The following is a 17,253-nucleotide window of genomic DNA, read 5'->3' on the forward strand; positions in this document are numbered from 1 at the left end:
CCTTATTTTTTGGCAAAAAGTCCAGTCATAACAAATTCCAACTATTTCCCTAGATTCTACGTCAGTACTTCAAAAAGCATAATCAAAGCCTTGATAAATATGCATTCCTTCGAAATTCAGCTTTCACCCATTGGGTGAAAGAAAAGTGCTCAAAAATATGTTAAATTATCAGCTTTTATGACTCGATATATGGTAAAATAATAGTAAGAAAAGTAGTAAAAAGGGGTTCTAATTATGATTAATAAAATTGATTTCAAAGCTAAGAATCTAACATCAAATGCAGGTCTTTTTCTGCTCCTTGAGAATGCAAAAAGCAATGGGATTTTTGATTTTATTGAAAATGACCTCGTATTTGATAATGACTCAACAAATAAAATCAAGATGAATCATATAAAGACCATGCTCTGCGGTCACTTCATTGGCATTGATAAGTTAGAACGTCTAAAGCTACTTCAAAATGATCCCCTCGTCAACGAGTTTGATATTTCCGTAAAAGAACCTGAAACAGTGTCACGGTTTCTAGGAAACTTCAACTTCAAGACAACCCAAATGTTTAGAGACATTAATTTTAAAGTCTTTAAAAAACTGCTCACTAAAAGTAAATTGACATCCATTACGATTGATATTGATAGTAGTGTAATTAACGTAGAAGGTCATCAAGAAGGTGCGTCAAAAGGATATAATCCTAAGAAACTGGGAAACCGATGCTACAATATCCAATTTGCATTTTGCGACGAATTAAAAGCATATGTTACCGGATTTGTAAGAAGTGGCAATACTTACACTGCAAACGGTGCTGCGGAAATGATCAAAGAAATTGTTGCTAACATCAAATCAGACGATTTAGAAATTTTATTTCGAATGGATAGTGGCTACTTTGATGAAAAAATTATCGAAACGATAGAATCTCTTGGATGCAAATATTTAATTAAAGCCAAAAGTTATTCTACACTCACCTCACAAGCAACGAATTCATCAATTGTATTCGTTAAAGGAGAAGAAGGTAGAGAAACTACAGAACTGTATACAAAATTAGTTAAATGGGAAAAAGACAGAAGATTTGTCGTATCTCGCGTACTGAAACCAGAAAAAGAAAGAGCACAATTATCACTTTTAGAAGGTTCCGAATACGACTACTTTTTCTTTGTAACAAATACTACCTTGCTTTCTGAAAAAGTAGTTATATACTATGAAAAGCGTGGTAATGCTGAAAACTATATCAAAGAAGCCAAATACGACATGGCGGTGGGTCATCTCTTGCTAAAGTCATTTTGGGCGAATGAAGCCGTGTTTCAAATGATGATGCTTTCATATAACCTATTTTTGTTGTTCAAGTTTGATTCCTTGGACTCTTCAGAATACAGACAGCAAATAAAGACCTTTCGTTTGAAGTATGTATTTCTTGCAGCAAAAATAATCAAAACCGCAAGATATGTAATCATGAAGTTGTCGGAAAACTATCCGTACAAGGGAGTGTATGAAAAATGTCTGGTATAATAAGAATATCATCAATAAAATTGAGTGTTGCTCTGTGGATAACTTGCAGAGTTTATTAAGTATCATTGCAGCAAAGATGAAATCAATGATTTATCAAAAATGATTGAAAGGTGGTTGTAAATAATGTTACAATGTGTGAGAAGCAGTCTAAATTCTTCGTGAAATAGTGATTTTTGAAGCTAATAAAAAACACACGTGGAATTTAGGAAAAACTTATATCTGCTGCTAAATTTAACCGTTTGTCAACACGGTGCAAATCAAACACACTGATTGCGTCTGACGGGCCCGGACACCTTTTTGCTTTTAATTACGGAACTGATTTCATGATGAAAAAATCGTTATGCTGCGCTCTGCTGCTGACAGCCTCTTTCTCCACATTTGCTGCCGCAAAAACAGAACAACAGATTGCCGATATCGTTAATCGCACCATCACCCCGTTGATGCAGGAGCAGGCTATTCCGGGTATGGCCGTTGCCGTTATCTACCAGGGAAAACCCTATTATTTCACCTGGGGTAAAGCCGATATCGCCAATAACCACCCAGTCACGCAGCAAACGCTGTTTGAGCTAGGATCGGTTAGTAAGACGTTTAACGGCGTGTTGGGCGGCGATGCTATCGCCCGCGGCGAAATTAAGCTCAGCGATCCGGTCACGAAATACTGGCCAGAACTGACAGGCAAACAGTGGCAGGGTATCCGCCTGCTGCACTTAGCCACCTATACGGCAGGCGGCCTACCGCTGCAGATCCCCGATGACGTTAGGGATAAAGCCGCATTACTGCATTTTTATCAAAACTGGCAGCCGCAATGGACTCCGGGCGCTAAGCGACTTTACGCTAACTCCAGCATTGGTCTGTTTGGCGCGCTGGCGGTGAAACCCTCAGGAATGAGTTACGAAGAGGCAATGACCAGACGCGTCCTGCAACCATTAAAACTGGCGCATACCTGGATTACGGTTCCGCAGAACGAACAAAAAGATTATGCCTTGGGCTATCGCGAAGGGAAGCCCGTACACGTTTCTCCGGGACAACTTGACGCCGAAGCCTATGGCGTGAAATCCAGCGTTATTGATATGGCCCGCTGGGTTCAGGCCAACATGGATGCCAGCCACGTTCAGGAGAAAACGCTCCAGCAGGGCATTGCGCTTGCGCAGTCTCGCTACTGGCGTATTGGCGATATGTACCAGGGATTAGGCTGGGAGATGCTGAACTGGCCGCTGAAAGCTGATTCGATCATCAACGGCAGCGACAGCAAAGTGGCATTGGCAGCGCTTCCCGCCGTTGAGGTAAACCCGCCCGCCCCCGCAGTGAAAGCCTCATGGGTGCATAAAACGGGCTCCACTGGTGGATTTGGCAGCTACGTAGCCTTCGTTCCAGAAAAAAACCTTGGCATCGTGATGCTGGCAAACAAAAGCTATCCTAACCCTGTCCGTGTCGAGGCGGCCTGGCGCATTCTTGAAAAGCTGCAATAACTGACGATGAGGCCCAGGATATTGGGCCTCCTTTCTTTCTCTTTTTTTCCTGTTGTCATTTACACTTAACAAAAATACAGCAAGGAAAATCCCATGCGCATTTTGCCCGTCGTTGCTGCAGTTACGGCTGCATTCCTGGTTGTCGCGTGTAGCTCCCCGACACCGCCGAAAGGCGTTACCGTGGTAAATAACTTTGATGCCAAACGCTATCTGGGAACCTGGTATGAAATTGCGCGCTTCGACCATCGTTTCGAGCGCGGATTGGATAAAGTGACCGCAACATACAGCTTGCGCGACGACGGCGGCATCAACGTTATTAACAAGGGCTATAACCCTGACAGGGAGATGTGGCAGAAAACGGAAGGGAAAGCCTATTTCACCGGCGACCCAAGCAGAGCCGCGCTTAAGGTTTCTTTTTTCGGCCCCTTCTATGGCGGGTATAACGTAATTGCACTCGACCGGGAATATCGTCACGCGCTGGTTTGTGGTCCGGATCGCGACTACCTGTGGATCCTTTCACGGACCCCTACTATTTCAGATGAAATGAAACAGCAAATGTTAGCCATCGCGACCCGGGAAGGGTTTGAAGTGAATAAACTGATTTGGGTGAAACAGCCTGGCGCTTAGTGAGTGCTCAGCTTCAGACCAATAATGCCAGCAACGATCAGCCCAAGGCTCAGCAAACGTGCCGGGCTGGCAGACTCACCCAGCAGCAAAATCCCTGTAATGGCCGCCCCAACAGCGCCAATACCGGTCCAGACCGCATAAGCGGTTCCTACAGGCAACGTGCGCATTGCCCAGGAGAGCATGGCGATACTGACGATCATCGCCGCAATAGTGATAATGCTTGGCGTAAGACGCGTAAAACCGTGGGTGTATTTCAGGCCAATCGCCCAGACAACTTCGAGCAAACCTGCAATTAATAAAACGATCCAGGACATATCAGGCTCCAGAACAATGGGGCCGTCCCCGGTGAAAGAAGCGTTTGCAGGTCGTCCTGCAAAGCTAATGTGTGAAATGGCATTTTTGCCCGGAAGAAAATGAATTTCAACCTTTTTATTCACCGCCTGCTAAAAGCAAGAATTAAGCATAATTAGCGGCGTAGTTCCCGCATTTGGCACTCATCGGAGTTCTCTATGATGAAGGGCTTTCTGAAACCAGAAAGTCGATTGCCCCTCTTCTGAATGCGAAACGTTTATGCTTAAAATTTTAGTGATTGACCGGTGCCACTTTACCCGCACAGGGATAGAGGCCTTGCTTAATCATTCTGGCAGGTTCAGCTCCTCATTTCTGGTATCAGGAATCAATAATCTCCTGTTAGCAAAAGAGCATATTTTGCAATGGAAACCGCATCTGGTGATCGCGGATTTATACAGTTTTATTAGCGAGACGCACTCCAGTCCGCCAATTAAACCTTTTTTTATGAGTTGTGGCGTCATCCCACTAATTTTACTGCAATCAGCAGACAGACAGCATGCACCCATCGTGCCCTCTCAATCCGTAGCCCATTCGGTCTTGACCAAGCACACCACGCTGAACACACTCTCCCACACAATTCAGGATTTCCTTATTTGCTCAAAAAGGGCACTTCCACAGCCCATGTTTATGCACTCCCTCCCGTAACCTCCAGCATTGGGTTCTTGTAACTCAAAACGAATGGAGAATGCGATGATCAATTTCAAGCCTAAAATTCCGGCGATGCTTGGGGCTCTGGCGGTTCTTACCGCTGGTGCTGCTCATGCAGAGCTGCTGGAATACACCTTTAAGGCTCCAGATGGTACGCAACGGTCTCTGACTCCGAATGCCAACTATGCCAACCCAACGGGCAATATCTCGTTTGCCTTGAGTGCCGGTATCGACCGAAAGGTAAAGATTTCGGTGCTTCGGTCGGATGGAACAGTGGTTTCGACAGCGACCAGCCACCTTCTTGGGGCTACTGATCGCATCACAGTGGGTGGAAAATCCTACTATGGTGCGGAACTTCAACTACCAGCTCCAGTTGGTGGGGCATACACTATCAGGGCGGAAATTCTTGCCTCTGATGGTTCTACAGTACAGACGGATGAATACCCTCTTACTGTCGATGTGACGCCGCCAACCTACTCTTCGCTTGCCCCGGTTTATAGTAACTATGGGCAGGTTACTAGCGGTGATGTTTGGAAACTGGGTCTAGGTGGCTCTGAGGATAATGCCTTTTTGCTGTCAGGAATCTCTGATGAGTCACCCATCAAAGGCGTCAAAGCAAAGCTGTATCGTCAAGACGGTTCACTCTACAAAGATGTATCCGTGAACTACGATGACGCTAACGGACAAGCTAGACAGTCTTTCCAATCTGGCTTTTTCCCAGCCTCTGACTTGGATGAAGTGTTTACACTTCAGTTTGAGATAAGCGATAGCGCTGGAAATAGCTATCTTTCACCTCGTCAAAAAGTGATGTTTGATAGCATAACCAATGCTCCGTCTGCACCTTTTGGTGTTTATGACCCTTCAAGTACAAACAACTTAGGCCCTGGATTAACCGGATTTGTTGCTTACACTGAGGGCATGACAGTTAAAACTAACCCAATCAAGTTAGCTTGGCGTGTTCCGCGTGATAACTGGCATGAGTATAGAGAAGGTGGGATAAATATGACCAATGCCTTGGGAGAGATGTCCAAGGTAGGAGAAGATGCCAGCTATGTTTATCTCGTCACAACCGCACCTTATGGCAATACCGACGGCAATTATTGGCGTTGGGTGAACTTCGGCCAGTGGGGGGGAGGCGGTATTGCTTATAACCTCACACTCTCTCCATCAGCGCCTAAAAGTCCCAGACTTTTGGGTGTGGACTACAATTACAGTGATATAGGATGGTCTAGTTTTTACCGCTACTGGGTGAACAATTCTGTTCTTCCTGTCACTGTTAGTAGTATCCGTGTCAAAGTTGAACCAAGGCCTTACGTTCAAACTGCCGTTCACAGGGGAAGCTGTGAAATTCCTGTTGGTCAAGATAGCTGCGTGATTGCAAATAGCTTCACAATGGCTAAAGGCACAACAGGGTACGTCCACGATAATGCGACAGTTTTCAATCCGGATAAATCTCTTCGCTCGAATCCTCTTTGGGCAGAGGTTAACTGGAACGATCAGCACTACCCTCAGCTAAGTCAGCAGTTCGATCAAAATAGCAAGGTATTTACCTTATTCGTTAACCAGCCAGGACGAGGCGCTTACTTTGATAGGCTGCGTCTGCGAAGTGCATGGATTGAAGATAGCAAAGGCAACAAGCTGTCTCCAACTGGTGGGTTAATAGCCAACAACTGGGAGAACTACACTTACCAGTGGGATCTTAAAACTCTCCCTGAGGGGCAATACAGTCTTGTTGCCGCAGCAGAGGAGATGCACGGGCCTTTAACGCGACAACCAATGTTCCAGATAACGTCTGATAGAACGCCACCAACCATGACACTCAGTGTGGCAGATGGAGCAGCTATCCAGACTCTAGATGATGTTGTTATTACCTTGGCTGATGCTATCGACCCTTCACCTAAATTGACCTCTATTGCCCTTGTAGGGGGGCCTGCCAATGACAAGGTGCAGTTGTCTTGGCGTGAGGAGTCGAAAGGTCGATTCCGCCTTGAGTACCCGGTAATGTTCCCTTCTTTGAAGGAAGGGGAATCTTACACGCTGACTGTTTCCGGTGAGGATGCACAAGGCAATGCGGTTCAAAAGGCTGTTGGCTTCGAGTACAAACCTCGTCAGGTAATGCTGGCGGATGGGATGGATGGCAAGGTCATGGTCCCCGCTGTCACTCATGAATTTGTTCATGCAGATGGCAAACGGATCATCGAAACCAAGCCGCTGACGCTCAGTGATGGTGCTGTCGTGACAGGTTCATACGACGTGTTTGCGACCCTACGTTCTGATGCGAAAGTACCGCTGGTGGTTAATGGGGTGCGTATCGAGCCAGGCCAGACAATGGGGATCATGAGCCAACATGATTTCGGTGCGTCAGGTGGTCGTTTGAGCATTCCGGTTAAACCTGCTGTTCCTGATGTGGTCGGCTCTTCCAGCCTTCTTGTCATGACCTCCGCGCCGAACTCACCCATCTTGGTTGTGGACATCAATACCTGGAAAGGGACGGCTAAGCTCTCTGCTGAATCATGGACAATTCGCCAGGTCATTGACCCAGTGAAAATCTATGCCCTGCCAGAGTCGGGTGTGCCTTGCCGGTTCACCACGAAAGAGGATGTGGCTATGGCCGCAGACCCAATTCGTGACCCGGTGTGTTTGCTCCAGTGGGACAGAACTCCAGATGAGGCTGAACAAACTACGCAGGACAACAACGGGATGAAAGTTGCTGGGCTGGTGGGGCAGGCTGTGAGCATTGGTGAACAACCTGTCGAATACAGCCTGTACCTGTTCAGTGGTGACGGTTCCAAGGTAAAAGTTGGGTCTGGCTCTCAGAACCTGACGGTAACTACTGCCTATGGCTCTGTTGGCTACACCCCGATTGATGACATTGCTCAGGTGAATCGCGTCATTGAAGATTTTGATGTGAACTTCAAGCAGAGCAAGGGGCCAGACTGTTCTATAACCCTCAGCGCAGACCGTGCGAAAAAAGAGGCCGCGAACAAGGCTGTTGGTAGTGCAAGCCGTGCCTGTCTGTTCGAGTGGCAGCAGATCCCCGATGGATTGGTCCAAGACCCGTTATCGGAATCACCTTCGCTCTCTGGTTCATTGGCCTCCAACGGCGTTCATCCACTGGGGTGGCGGGTAAGTATTTTCACCCGTAACGGCACTAGGGTGACGTTGAACGACGAGACTTTCAATGTCGAAGCGGTTGACCCACCAGCTCCGACCGTTGAACTAGCCTCCGACTACAACTTCAAAGACAACATCTACTTGGTGCCGATGACAGGTAACTACCTGGGTGATGCCATTATCAACTCTGAACGAGCTGATCTGGATATTGCCATATCGCGCAACTCGGATGTTCTTGAGTCTGAGACCTTCACTCCGGGATGGGGTGCCACCAATAAGGTGTATCGCCGCATCAATACCGATGAGCGAGCGTTGTGGGAGGAGACCACCTACAAGGTGAACGCGGCCTACAACAAGGTGCCTGATGTGAAGACTGAGGTTGTCTACCGGGCTATCTCTGCACCTTCTGACAGTATCCGTCCTATCGTTGAAGTTAAAGGTGATACCGCGATTGACACCCAGGCATTGCCGGTTAGGGTTCTCATCCGTGATCAGTACAAACCTGATGGTGACTATGACGCTAACACGATGGGGGTGTGGAAAGTACGCCTGATCCAGCAAAAGGCCTACAACGAGACGGTTGCGCTCACTGATTATGCGGAAGCATCGAACGGTGAAGCTCAGTTCTCAGTAGACCTGTCTGGTGTGGATACTTCCTCCGTCCGTATCGCTGCTGAGGCTGTTCTGGAAAGCCCTGTTGAGGGTTACAACCGCACAGAGTTGTCTATCAGACCTGCCTTCTTGACAGTGCTTCGCGGTGGTGCCATCGGTGCTGGCGTGGAGGCTCGCAAGTTGTCTGGTGAAGCTCCGTTCACTGCTGTGTTCAAGCTATCTTTGGACGACCGTCAGGATCTCCGGGCTACCGGCCAGGTTGTGTGGGAAACCAGTAAGGACGACGGTAAAACCTGGGAGCAGTTCATCCCAGAAGATCGATACAAGTATCAGCTTGTGAAGACCTTCGACAAGGGGGAGTACCAGGTTCGGGCCAAGGTGGTGAACGTCAACTCAGGTGCGGAAAAGTACACCGAAGCGGTCAGTGTTGTCGCTTACGACAAACCTGATATTGCTGTTATCGGCCCGACCACGTTGTTTGTCGGAAGTGAAGGCAAGTACACAGCGAACCTGACGTTGAACGATGAGCCAATCTCCGGTGGCAATGCCATTGTTGAGTGGTCTACTGACGGTGGCAAAACCTACGCGCAGACAGGGGATAGCATCACGCTTTCGAGCGATGAAGAAACCCGATACCGCCTGTGGGCTCGTGTGCGCTCTGCCACGGCACCGGCTGATGACGGCTATGCCTATGAAGTTGCGAAAACGGCGGTTGACTTCCGAGCAGTGAAGGCACCTCGTCCTTACGTGACAGGGCCGCGAGTTATTGAGACCGGTAAGAAGTATGTGTTCAAAGCCGAAACCAGCCTGCCTTACCGTGGGATGGACGTGAAGCTGAACGGGTTCTTCACGCTGCCTGATGGCTCGATTGTGCAGGGTGATACTGCTGAGTACGAACCCTCTGACACTGACCTCAATCAGGCTACTGTAGAAACGAAGTACACCACCTGGATCGAAGGATACCGAGATCAGGGTGCAGAGGCTTCGCATAGCCTACGCTCCCGCGTTTGGCAGTATGTATGGCCGAGCTTCGGAATGCAGGTTAGGAAGAACGCAGACGTGGCTCCTGCGACGATCACCGCGTCAGTGCGGCCAATTGCCTTCAACGGCAAGCTGGAAGAGCCGACCTACGAGTGGGAGTTGCCGGAAGGCGCTGTGATTCAGGATCAGCGGCAGGATATTGTCCGGTCCTTTGTGATCAATGAGCCGGGTGATTACAACATCAAGGTCACTGTCCGTGATGCTCGCGGCCATGAGACCGTGATCGAGCAACCGCTCAAGATCGGCCAGGCAGCGCCCTATGCCATTGACCTGCAATACTCTGGCTCGAACAAATACGAGCGTGAGCCTCTGGATGTGCTGTTGCGACCGTACATTTCTGGCGGCCACCCACGCGACCGTATTTCGACTCGTGTTTATTCGGTAGATGGTACACCGTTGGAAAGCAGTGGTTACTACGGCAGAGCAACTCTGGGCGCTGGTGAGCACAGCATCAAGCTGAAAATAACCTCAGAAATGGGGCATGAAGCTGAGGGCGAGGTGAACATCAATGTTGCAGAGAACAAGTTGCCTGCATGTAGCCTGAGCTCACGAGAGACCGTTGGGTCGTGGATCGTCTATGCGAACTGCGAAGATACCGATGGCCGCATGAAGTCCTACGAATGGACCATTGCCGGTGAGTTGCAGAGCATCAGCTCTGATCGAGTGACTATCAGCAAGGGCACCTATGAAACGATGCCGACCATCTCTCTGGTTGGGGTCGATGACTCTGGGGGCAAATCCGAAGCTGTTACCATGAACTAAGGTTCATTCCTCTCAAAGCCCGGTTCAGACCGGGCTTTTTTTTGTATCGCGCTGGAATTGTCCAAATTGGGCTATTACAGAGGCGAGTCTATTTCCATCCCCCGGATACACTGCCCAGCATCCAGTAATCCAATCTTAGGGGATAGACATGCGGACAAAATTACTTGGGGCGCTGATGGTGTTCGGGATTATTACCGGCACGGCTCATGCGTCATCGAAATTGGAAATCACCGATCCCAGAGCGGCGAAGATAGAGGACATTGTAGAGCTACCCATCAAAGGGGTTCGAGCCGTCCAAAGTGATGGGCAGATCATGTTCCTCTCTGAAAACGGACGATTTGTTATTTCAGGACAAATCTACGACCTGTGGAGCAAGAAGCCCCTCAACACGATGTCCCAAATGAGGGATGTAGCGGAGCGTATCCACTTCAAGAGCATGGGCATGGATGTGGACACGCTGAACACTGTGTCGATGGGGCGTGGTGACAAAGAGGTGGTGGTCTTTGTTGATCCTAGGTGCGCGGTTTGCCATCAGCTCATGGGTGATGCCAAATCGCTGGTGGATGATTACACCTTTAAATTTATCGTGATTCCAGCTCTGGGTGCTGAGTCCAACCGCCTGGCAAAAAACTTGTACTGCGCGAAAGACAAAACCCACGCGCTTGATGCGCTGATGAACAACACCCTGGGTTCCCTTCCTTCAAAAGAAACCTGCGACCCCGGCCAATACGACCAAACGCTGCTGACAGCTCATTTCATTGGGATTGAGGGCGTTCCGTTCGTTGTTGCTCCGGATGGTCGTGTCAGCAAAGGACGTCCGAAGAACCTGAAATCATGGTTGGAGAGTGCTGAATGATCGTAACCATCAAAAAGAAACTCGAAGAAACGTTGATCCCGGAGCACTTGCGAGCTGCCGGGATTATTCCTGTCCTGGCCTATGACGAAGACGATCATGTCTTCCTTATGGATGATCACAGTGCAGGCTTTGGTTTCATGTGTGAGCCCCTGTGTGGTGCCGATGAAAAAGTTCAGGAGCGAATGAACGGTTTCCTGAATCAGGAGTTCCCGTCGAAGACTACGCTCCAGTTTGTCCTGTTCCGCTCCCCGGACATCAATCAGGAGATGTACCGGATGATGGGTTTGCGTGATGGCTTCCGTCACGAGCTGCTGACATCTGTTATCAAGGAACGGATTAACTTCCTCCAGCACCACACGACAGATCGCATATTTGCCAAGACCAACAAAGGTATCTACGACAATGGCTTGATCCAAGACCTCAAGCTGTTCGTTACGTGCAAAGTCCCCATCAAGAACAATAACCCGACTGAAAGCGAACTCCAGCAGCTCGCACAGCTTCGCACGAAGGTCGAATCATCGCTTCAAACCGTTGGTCTGCGTCCTCGCACAATGACGGCGGTGAACTACATCCGGATCATGAGCACCATCCTGAATTGGGGGCCAGATGCTTCATGGCGACATGACTCTGTGGATTGGGAGATGGATAAGCCCATCTGCGAGCAAATCTTCGATTACGGCACCGACGTGGAAGTCAGCAAGAATGGCATCAGGCTGGGTGACTACCACGCGAAAGTCATGTCAGCGAAAAAGCTGCCTGACGTTTTCTACTTTGGTGATGCGTTGACCTATGCCGGGGATCTCAGCGGCGGCAATTCCAGCATCAAAGAAAACTACATGGTCGTGACCAATGTTTTTTTCCCTGAGGCAGAAAGCACGAAAAACACTCTGGAGCGCAAACGCCAGTTCACTGTAAACCAAGCCTACGGGCCGATGCTCAAATTCGTGCCGGTGCTGGCGGACAAGAAGGAGAGCTTCGACACTCTCTATGAGTCCATGAAAGAGGGGGCTAAGCCAGTCAAGATCACCTACTCGGTGGTTTTATTTGCTCCAACCAAAGAACGTGTTGAAGCGGCGGCGATGGCCGCACGAAACATCTGGCGTGAATCTCGGTTCGAGCTGATGGAGGACAAGTTCGTTGCTCTGCCGATGTTCCTCAACTGCCTGCCATTCTGTACCGACCGGGATGCAGTGCGAGACCTATTCCGCTACAAGACCATGACAACCGAGCAGGCTGCTGTGGTCCTGCCGGTGTTTGGGGAATGGAAGGGGACCGGGACCTATCATGCAGCGCTGATTTCCCGCAACGGCCAGCTCATGAGTCTGTCTCTTCACGACAGTAATACCAACAAGAACCTGGTGATCGCAGCCGAATCCGGCTCGGGTAAATCGTTCCTTACCAACGAACTGATTTTTTCCTACTTGTCCGAGGGGGCTCAGGTCTGGGTTATTGATGCCGGTAAGTCCTACCAGAAGTTGTCGGAAATGCTCAATGGCGACTTCGTTCACTTTGAAGAAGGAACGCACGTCTGCCTCAACCCGTTTGAGCTCATACAGAACTACGAGGACGAAGAAGACGCGATAGTCAGCCTCGTTTGTGCGATGGCTTCGGCTAAGGGCTTGCTGGATGAATGGCAAATCTCTGCGTTGAAACAGGTCCTTTCTCGCCTGTGGGAAGAGAAAGGTAAAGAGATGAAGGTTGACGACATCGCTGAGCGCTGCCTGGAAGAAGAAAATGACCAGCGCCTCAAGGATATTGGTCAGCAGCTCTACGCCTTTACGTCGCAGGGCAGCTACGGGAAATACTTCTCTCGCAAGAACAACGTCAGCTTCCAGAACCAGTTCACTGTACTGGAGCTCGATGAACTGCAAGGGCGTAAGCACTTGCGTCAGGTTGTACTACTCCAGCTTATTTACCAGATCCAGCAAGAAGTATTCCTGGGTGAACGTAACCGCAAGAAAGTCGTCATCGTGGATGAGGCCTGGGACCTGCTCAAAGAGGGCGAGGTCTCGGTCTTCATGGAACATGCCTACCGCAAATTCCGTAAGTACGGTGGCTCCGTTGTCATTGCAACGCAGTCCATCAACGACCTCTATGAGAACGCAGTGGGCCGCGCCATCGCGGAGAACTCGGCCAGCATGTACTTGCTCGGCCAAACCGAAGAAACCGTGGAATCTGTTAAACGTAGCGGTCGTCTGACCCTTTCAGAGGGCGGGTTCCACACCCTCAAAACGGTACACACCATCCAAGGCGTGTACTCAGAAATCTTTATCAAATCGAAGAGCGGTATGGGCGTCGGTCGCTTGATAGTGGGCGACTTCCAGAAGCTACTTTATTCGACCGATCCGGTGGACGTTAACGCCATCGACCAGTTTGTGAAACAAGGCATGAGCATACCTGAGGCAATCAAGGCCGTAATGCGAAGCCGTCGGCAGGCTGCATAACCAGGGAGACAGTAATGGACATTAAATCAATCGCAATCGCCGCCATTCTCGGTGCCGCTGGTGGCTTCGGCGGTAGCTACTACGTGATGAGCGAACAAACGGCAAGCATCCATCAGCGTTTGAATCAAACCCCGCCAGTGGTCGTGGTTGACTTCGCTAAAGTGGCGTCGGCGTATCCCGCTGGTGCCTCTCAGGAGGAAGTTGAAAGGCTGATGGTCAAGACCAATGACGCAATTTTGAAGTTGAAAGACGCAGGTTATTTGGTCCTTGACGCAAGTGCTGTCGTCGGGGCTCCAAGTGACGTGTACCTCCCTGATGAGGTGCTGAAATGAATTTTCCACTCAAGAAGTATTTCGTCAAAAAGGAATCCTGGAAGCGCTTCGGGGTTAAGGCAGGTGTGACACTAGTGGTTCTTTGGGCTGCTGGTGCGGCCTTTGCCAGCCGCTACCGTATTGGCATTGATCCACAACAGGAGAAGTGCCTGCCGGGTTACACCTTCTTCCTCATTGATCTGAACGACCAAACTCTGGAGAGGGGAGCGGTTTACGCCTTCCAAGCCAAGAACATGCAGCCTTTCTACAAGGACGGGACTCGCATGGTCAAAATCCTCACCGGTATGCCGGGGGATAAAGTCGAGATCAACGATAAGTGGAAGATCACCGTCAATGGTGATGTCGTCGGAGAGGGGCTCCAGCTCGCAGGGAAACTACATCTGCCAGAGAGCCACTTTTACGGCAAGACCACGCTGAAAGAGAACAACTACTGGTTTATGGGCAAAAGCCCATTCAGCTTCGACTCACGTTACTGGGGGACTGTGAAAAATGATCAGATCATTGGCCGCGCATATCCCCTGTTCTAAGAGCGTTCTGGTGGCGTTGATGTTCTCTGTGGCTGGCGGGGCATACGCTCAAGAGTCTCCGCTCACAGAGCAGGATAAGGCGCTTATTGAGCAAGGAAAGCAAATTGCCCAAAAGGCCCAGAAGATGGAAATGCCATCTCTGTTGCAAAACCAACACATGGACGAGGCTCAGGCCGAAGCCAAGGCATTTTTCAAGCAGCTCCAAACTACTAACCCAACGCTCAAGGAGATGCACCGGAAACAGGCTGAAAAGGGTATCTACTCTGACCATCGGATACTGGTTTTCGCCTCGTTGTCTCTTGGCGAACAGGGGTTAGATGACGTCCTAACGGCGGTGTCAGGCCAGCCTGATTCTGTAATTGTGTTCCGTGGCATCCCGGAAGGAATGAACTTGGGGCAGGGAGTTAAAGCTATTCAGGCGCTCGCGGCCAAAAAAGACCCAGTGCCGAACATCATCATCAACCCTACGTTGTTCAAAACGTACAACATCACAGCCGTTCCCACGATTGTGATGCTGGAGGATGAGCCGCTGCCTGGCGAACAACCAAACGTCGTCGCCCAGGTCTCCGGGTTGTCCGACCCGGTATGGTTGGCTCGGGAAGTGGATAACGGAGAAAAAGGCGATCTCGGCGTTAAGGGGCCGGTGGAGAAAATCAGTGAGCCAGACCTTATTGATGTTGCCAAGAAACGCCTTGCCAATATCGACTGGGAAGAGAAGAAGAAACAGGCTATAGAGCGCTTCTGGACCAAGCAGAATTTCAATGAGCTGCCAAGAGCGCCAAAATCTCGAACACGAGAAATTGACCCTAGCGTCATGATCACCAGTGACATCAGCACTCCGGATGGCACTGTGTTCGCTCACGCGGGTGACGTGATCAACCCATTGTGCGATCCGAAGGAAGTTTGCAAGCCTGGAACGCGGCCATTTACCCAAGCGGTCGTAGTTTTCGACCCGCTGGACAAAAAGCAAATGGAACTACTCGCCAAGAAGCTGCCTGAAATCAAGCTGGAGCCTGGCGTACAACGGATCACCTATATCGCCACAGAGTTCGACAAAGACAAAGGCTGGGATTCCTACAAGAGTGTCACCGACAACTTTGACGCGCCGGTATATCTGCTGACGCCAGATCTGATTACCCGGTTCGAGCTGGAGCACACACCGAGCGTCATTACTGCCAGAGGCAAGAAGTTTGTTGTCCGCGAACTTGCTGAGGAGGGCGGTGAATGATTTTTGCCCCGGCTTTCCAACCAATTAAAGACGTCGGCACAGGTTCGTTTGTCGCTGCTGAGGTACTGGCTCGTTGGTACGACGAAGGCCGGGTTCTTACACCATCCTCTCTGTCATCTCCTCCTTATTGGGGACTGGTGGATATGGAGATGGCACGGTTCATTCAGGACAACCTTCATTATTGCTTGGATCTGTACCCGGCTCTCTTTCTGAATGTCTCCGAACAAACTTTGCAATCAGACGTCATCTTCAAGGCGTGGTGTAGGGTTGTCCGCGACATTGCTAAAAATCACTCATCACGGCTTGTCATCGAGATTACAGAGGGCATTCAGGACGCCTCTCTCGCATCGAGATGGGAGGCTCTGACCGAAATAGGGGTTGAGCTGGCGCTGGATGACTATGGAGACAAAAACTCTTCTCTGGATCGCCTGAGCCGTTATGACTGGCACTATTGCAAGTTTGACGCGAGAAGACTGCGGTCGCTTGAAGACTACCCGGCCATCCTCCACTGCCGCCGAAAAGGCATACAGCTCATTGCTGAGCAGGTGGAGAGCTTCCCATTGGGGGAGAGCGCCAAATTACTTGGACTGTCATGGCAACAAGGTTTCTATCACGGGAAGCCTGCTGTCATGGAGAAAAATTTGAATTACGTAAAGGCCTTACCATGATGCAAAAAATTCTACGGATCATGGCCGTTAGCGCGGTCTTTTGGGTTGGTTCGGTATCGGCTGACCCTGGGTGCCAGAATGCGGAAGTGATCGGCGGAAAACTGATTACTGACATCTGCTGGAGCTGTATTTTCCCTATCAAAGTAGCAGGGGTTCCTATAAGTGGTGGAGGCGGATCATTCCCGAGTGAAGCCGTAAGCAACCCTCTGTGTATGTGCGAGGATAATCTAGGGGTCCCTCGGCCTGGAGTCACCACTTCTATGTGGGAGCCAGCACGGCTCGTTGAATTTCAGAGAGTGCCTGGCTGCTCATCAGTCTTGAATGGTGTCAGGTTCCCGTTTGATAGGACTAACCAAGGGCATCATGGCATGGGAGACATGGATGGTGGTGATGGTTCTTTTATGCACTATCACTACTATGCGTTTCCTCTGTTGGTGATGCTCGATTTATTTATTAAGCAGACCTGTAATGCTGATGGGTATATGGATCTCGACATCATGTACATGTCGGAGCTCGACCCGACCTGGAACAATGATGAGCTCGCTTTTTTTACCAATCCAGAGGCGGCGGCAGTAGCAAACCCAATTGCGGCGGCTGCGTGTACTGCTGATGCTGTCTCATCAACCGCTGGAAAACCTTTAAAACAGCTTTTCTGGTGTGCTGGTTCATGGGGCACCCTGTATCCATTTAGTGGCAACCAGAATGGTGGAAAAGGTGTTATCCGCGATAGCAGTCTTCTTAGCACAAGGGTTCTGGCTGCTTTGCATCGCCGGGGGTTAGCGTGGAAGACAATGGGTTCTGAGGCTATGTGTAGAGGCGTTATTAGCCCAACACTACCCAAAACGCAGTACAAATTCACGCTATTGCATCCGGTTCCAGAGACAAACTCATCTCACGTAATTGGCGAATCCACTCTTACGTGGGGTCTGGCGCGAACTATACCGGCAATTGGGCAAGACCCTATTTACACCATCTGGCGATGGAATGATTGCTGTAACAATTGAGCAGACCCTAACGAATTTGCACGGGCATTTTAGATTATGCCCCAAAAGGGCCACTACACGTACAGGTGGCCCT

Annotated in this window: 12 protein-coding genes and 1 pseudogene; 12 read left to right on the forward strand and 1 reads right to left on the reverse strand. The window is 49.8% G+C overall.

Annotated elements, in window-relative coordinates; translation table 11 throughout:
• The first annotated feature begins 234 nt into the window (after positions 1-234).
• From G3341_RS19940 to G3341_RS19950, 3 genes are all read left to right on the forward strand, one after another.
• Complete coding sequence (locus G3341_RS19940) at positions 235-1,497, forward strand: IS1380-like element ISEcp1 family transposase (protein ID WP_000608644.1); 1,263 nt, start codon at positions 235-237, stop codon at positions 1,495-1,497.
• Positions 1,498-1,820: 323 nt separating this feature from the next.
• Entirely contained in the window at positions 1,821-2,966 is a 1,146-nt protein-coding gene (locus tag G3341_RS19945; protein ID WP_015058212.1) for a class C beta-lactamase CMY-6, read from the forward strand.
• A gap of 93 nt (positions 2,967-3,059) precedes the next feature.
• Positions 3,060-3,593, forward strand: a complete 534-nt coding sequence (locus tag G3341_RS19950; protein ID WP_001221666.1) for a lipocalin family protein — start codon at positions 3,060-3,062, stop codon at positions 3,591-3,593.
• On the opposite strand, the gene sugE is transcribed toward G3341_RS19950, so the two are convergent.
• Positions 3,590-3,907, reverse strand: coding sequence for a quaternary ammonium compound efflux SMR transporter SugE (gene sugE / locus G3341_RS19955; protein ID WP_000118520.1), 318 nt, complete (start codon positions 3,905-3,907; stop codon positions 3,590-3,592). The two genes, G3341_RS19950 and sugE, sit on opposite strands and share 4 nt — an antisense overlap.
• Positions 3,908-4,163: 256 nt before the next feature.
• Here sugE and G3341_RS20925 point away from each other — a divergent pair.
• The 9 genes and pseudogenes from G3341_RS20925 to G3341_RS20000 all read left to right on the forward strand — a co-directional run.
• Positions 4,164-4,535 (forward strand): annotated as a pseudogene (locus tag G3341_RS20925) (LuxR family transcriptional regulator); the annotation flags it as partial.
• A gap of 99 nt (positions 4,536-4,634) precedes the next feature.
• Entirely contained in the window at positions 4,635-10,121 is a 5,487-nt protein-coding gene (locus G3341_RS19965; RefSeq protein ID WP_000606835.1) for an Ig-like domain-containing protein, read from the forward strand.
• A 148-nt stretch (positions 10,122-10,269) separates the two neighbouring features.
• The gene (locus G3341_RS19970; RefSeq protein ID WP_001259346.1) at positions 10,270-10,977 is read left to right on the forward strand and encodes a DsbC family protein; all 708 of its coding nucleotides are present in this window, start codon (positions 10,270-10,272) and stop codon (positions 10,975-10,977) included.
• Positions 10,974-13,421 (forward strand): type IV secretion system protein TraC, encoded by a 2,448-nt coding sequence (traC, locus tag G3341_RS19975; RefSeq protein WP_000637384.1) that lies wholly within the window; start codon positions 10,974-10,976, stop codon positions 13,419-13,421. The genes G3341_RS19970 and traC overlap by 4 nt, the downstream gene beginning before the upstream one ends.
• 14 nt (positions 13,422-13,435) lie before the next feature.
• Positions 13,436-13,753 (forward strand): hypothetical protein, encoded by a 318-nt coding sequence (locus G3341_RS19980; protein ID WP_000351984.1) that lies wholly within the window; start codon positions 13,436-13,438, stop codon positions 13,751-13,753.
• A complete protein-coding gene (locus tag G3341_RS19985) occupies positions 13,750-14,280 on the forward strand; it encodes a S26 family signal peptidase (RefSeq protein WP_001010740.1) in 531 nt (176 codons plus the stop codon). Before G3341_RS19980 ends, G3341_RS19985 begins: the two co-directional genes overlap by 4 nt.
• The gene (locus tag G3341_RS19990; RefSeq protein WP_001447719.1) at positions 14,243-15,508 is read left to right on the forward strand and encodes a TrbC family F-type conjugative pilus assembly protein; all 1,266 of its coding nucleotides are present in this window, start codon (positions 14,243-14,245) and stop codon (positions 15,506-15,508) included. The genes G3341_RS19985 and G3341_RS19990 overlap by 38 nt, the downstream gene beginning before the upstream one ends.
• On the forward strand, positions 15,505-16,176 hold the full coding sequence (locus G3341_RS19995) for an EAL domain-containing protein (RefSeq protein ID WP_000575345.1): 672 nt from the start codon (positions 15,505-15,507) through the stop codon (positions 16,174-16,176). Before G3341_RS19990 ends, G3341_RS19995 begins: the two co-directional genes overlap by 4 nt.
• On the forward strand, positions 16,173-17,180 hold the full coding sequence (locus G3341_RS20000; protein ID WP_000983282.1) for a TraU family protein: 1,008 nt from the start codon (positions 16,173-16,175) through the stop codon (positions 17,178-17,180). The genes G3341_RS19995 and G3341_RS20000 overlap by 4 nt, the downstream gene beginning before the upstream one ends.
• Positions 17,181-17,253 lie beyond the last annotated feature (73 nt).

Origin of the sequence: Providencia vermicola, assembly GCF_010748935.1 — a bacterium.
Taxonomy (GTDB): domain Bacteria; phylum Pseudomonadota; class Gammaproteobacteria; order Enterobacterales; family Enterobacteriaceae; genus Providencia; species Providencia zhejiangensis.

Coding starts and splice junctions, on each gene's coding strand:
- G3341_RS19940 (WP_000608644.1), top strand. CDS start 235: ATGATTAATAAAATTGATTTCAAAGCTAAGAATCTAACATCAAATGCA.
- G3341_RS19945 (WP_015058212.1), top strand. CDS start 1,821: ATGATGAAAAAATCGTTATGCTGCGCTCTGCTGCTGACAGCCTCTTTC.
- G3341_RS19950 (WP_001221666.1), top strand. CDS start 3,060: ATGCGCATTTTGCCCGTCGTTGCTGCAGTTACGGCTGCATTCCTGGTT.
- sugE (WP_000118520.1), bottom strand. CDS start 3,907: ATGTCCTGGATCGTTTTATTAATTGCAGGTTTGCTCGAAGTTGTCTGG.
- G3341_RS19965 (WP_000606835.1), top strand. CDS start 4,635: ATGATCAATTTCAAGCCTAAAATTCCGGCGATGCTTGGGGCTCTGGCG.
- G3341_RS19970 (WP_001259346.1), top strand. CDS start 10,270: ATGCGGACAAAATTACTTGGGGCGCTGATGGTGTTCGGGATTATTACC.
- traC (WP_000637384.1), top strand. CDS start 10,974: ATGATCGTAACCATCAAAAAGAAACTCGAAGAAACGTTGATCCCGGAG.
- G3341_RS19980 (WP_000351984.1), top strand. CDS start 13,436: ATGGACATTAAATCAATCGCAATCGCCGCCATTCTCGGTGCCGCTGGT.
- G3341_RS19985 (WP_001010740.1), top strand. CDS start 13,750: ATGAATTTTCCACTCAAGAAGTATTTCGTCAAAAAGGAATCCTGGAAG.
- G3341_RS19990 (WP_001447719.1), top strand. CDS start 14,243: ATGATCAGATCATTGGCCGCGCATATCCCCTGTTCTAAGAGCGTTCTG.
- G3341_RS19995 (WP_000575345.1), top strand. CDS start 15,505: ATGATTTTTGCCCCGGCTTTCCAACCAATTAAAGACGTCGGCACAGGT.
- G3341_RS20000 (WP_000983282.1), top strand. CDS start 16,173: ATGATGCAAAAAATTCTACGGATCATGGCCGTTAGCGCGGTCTTTTGG.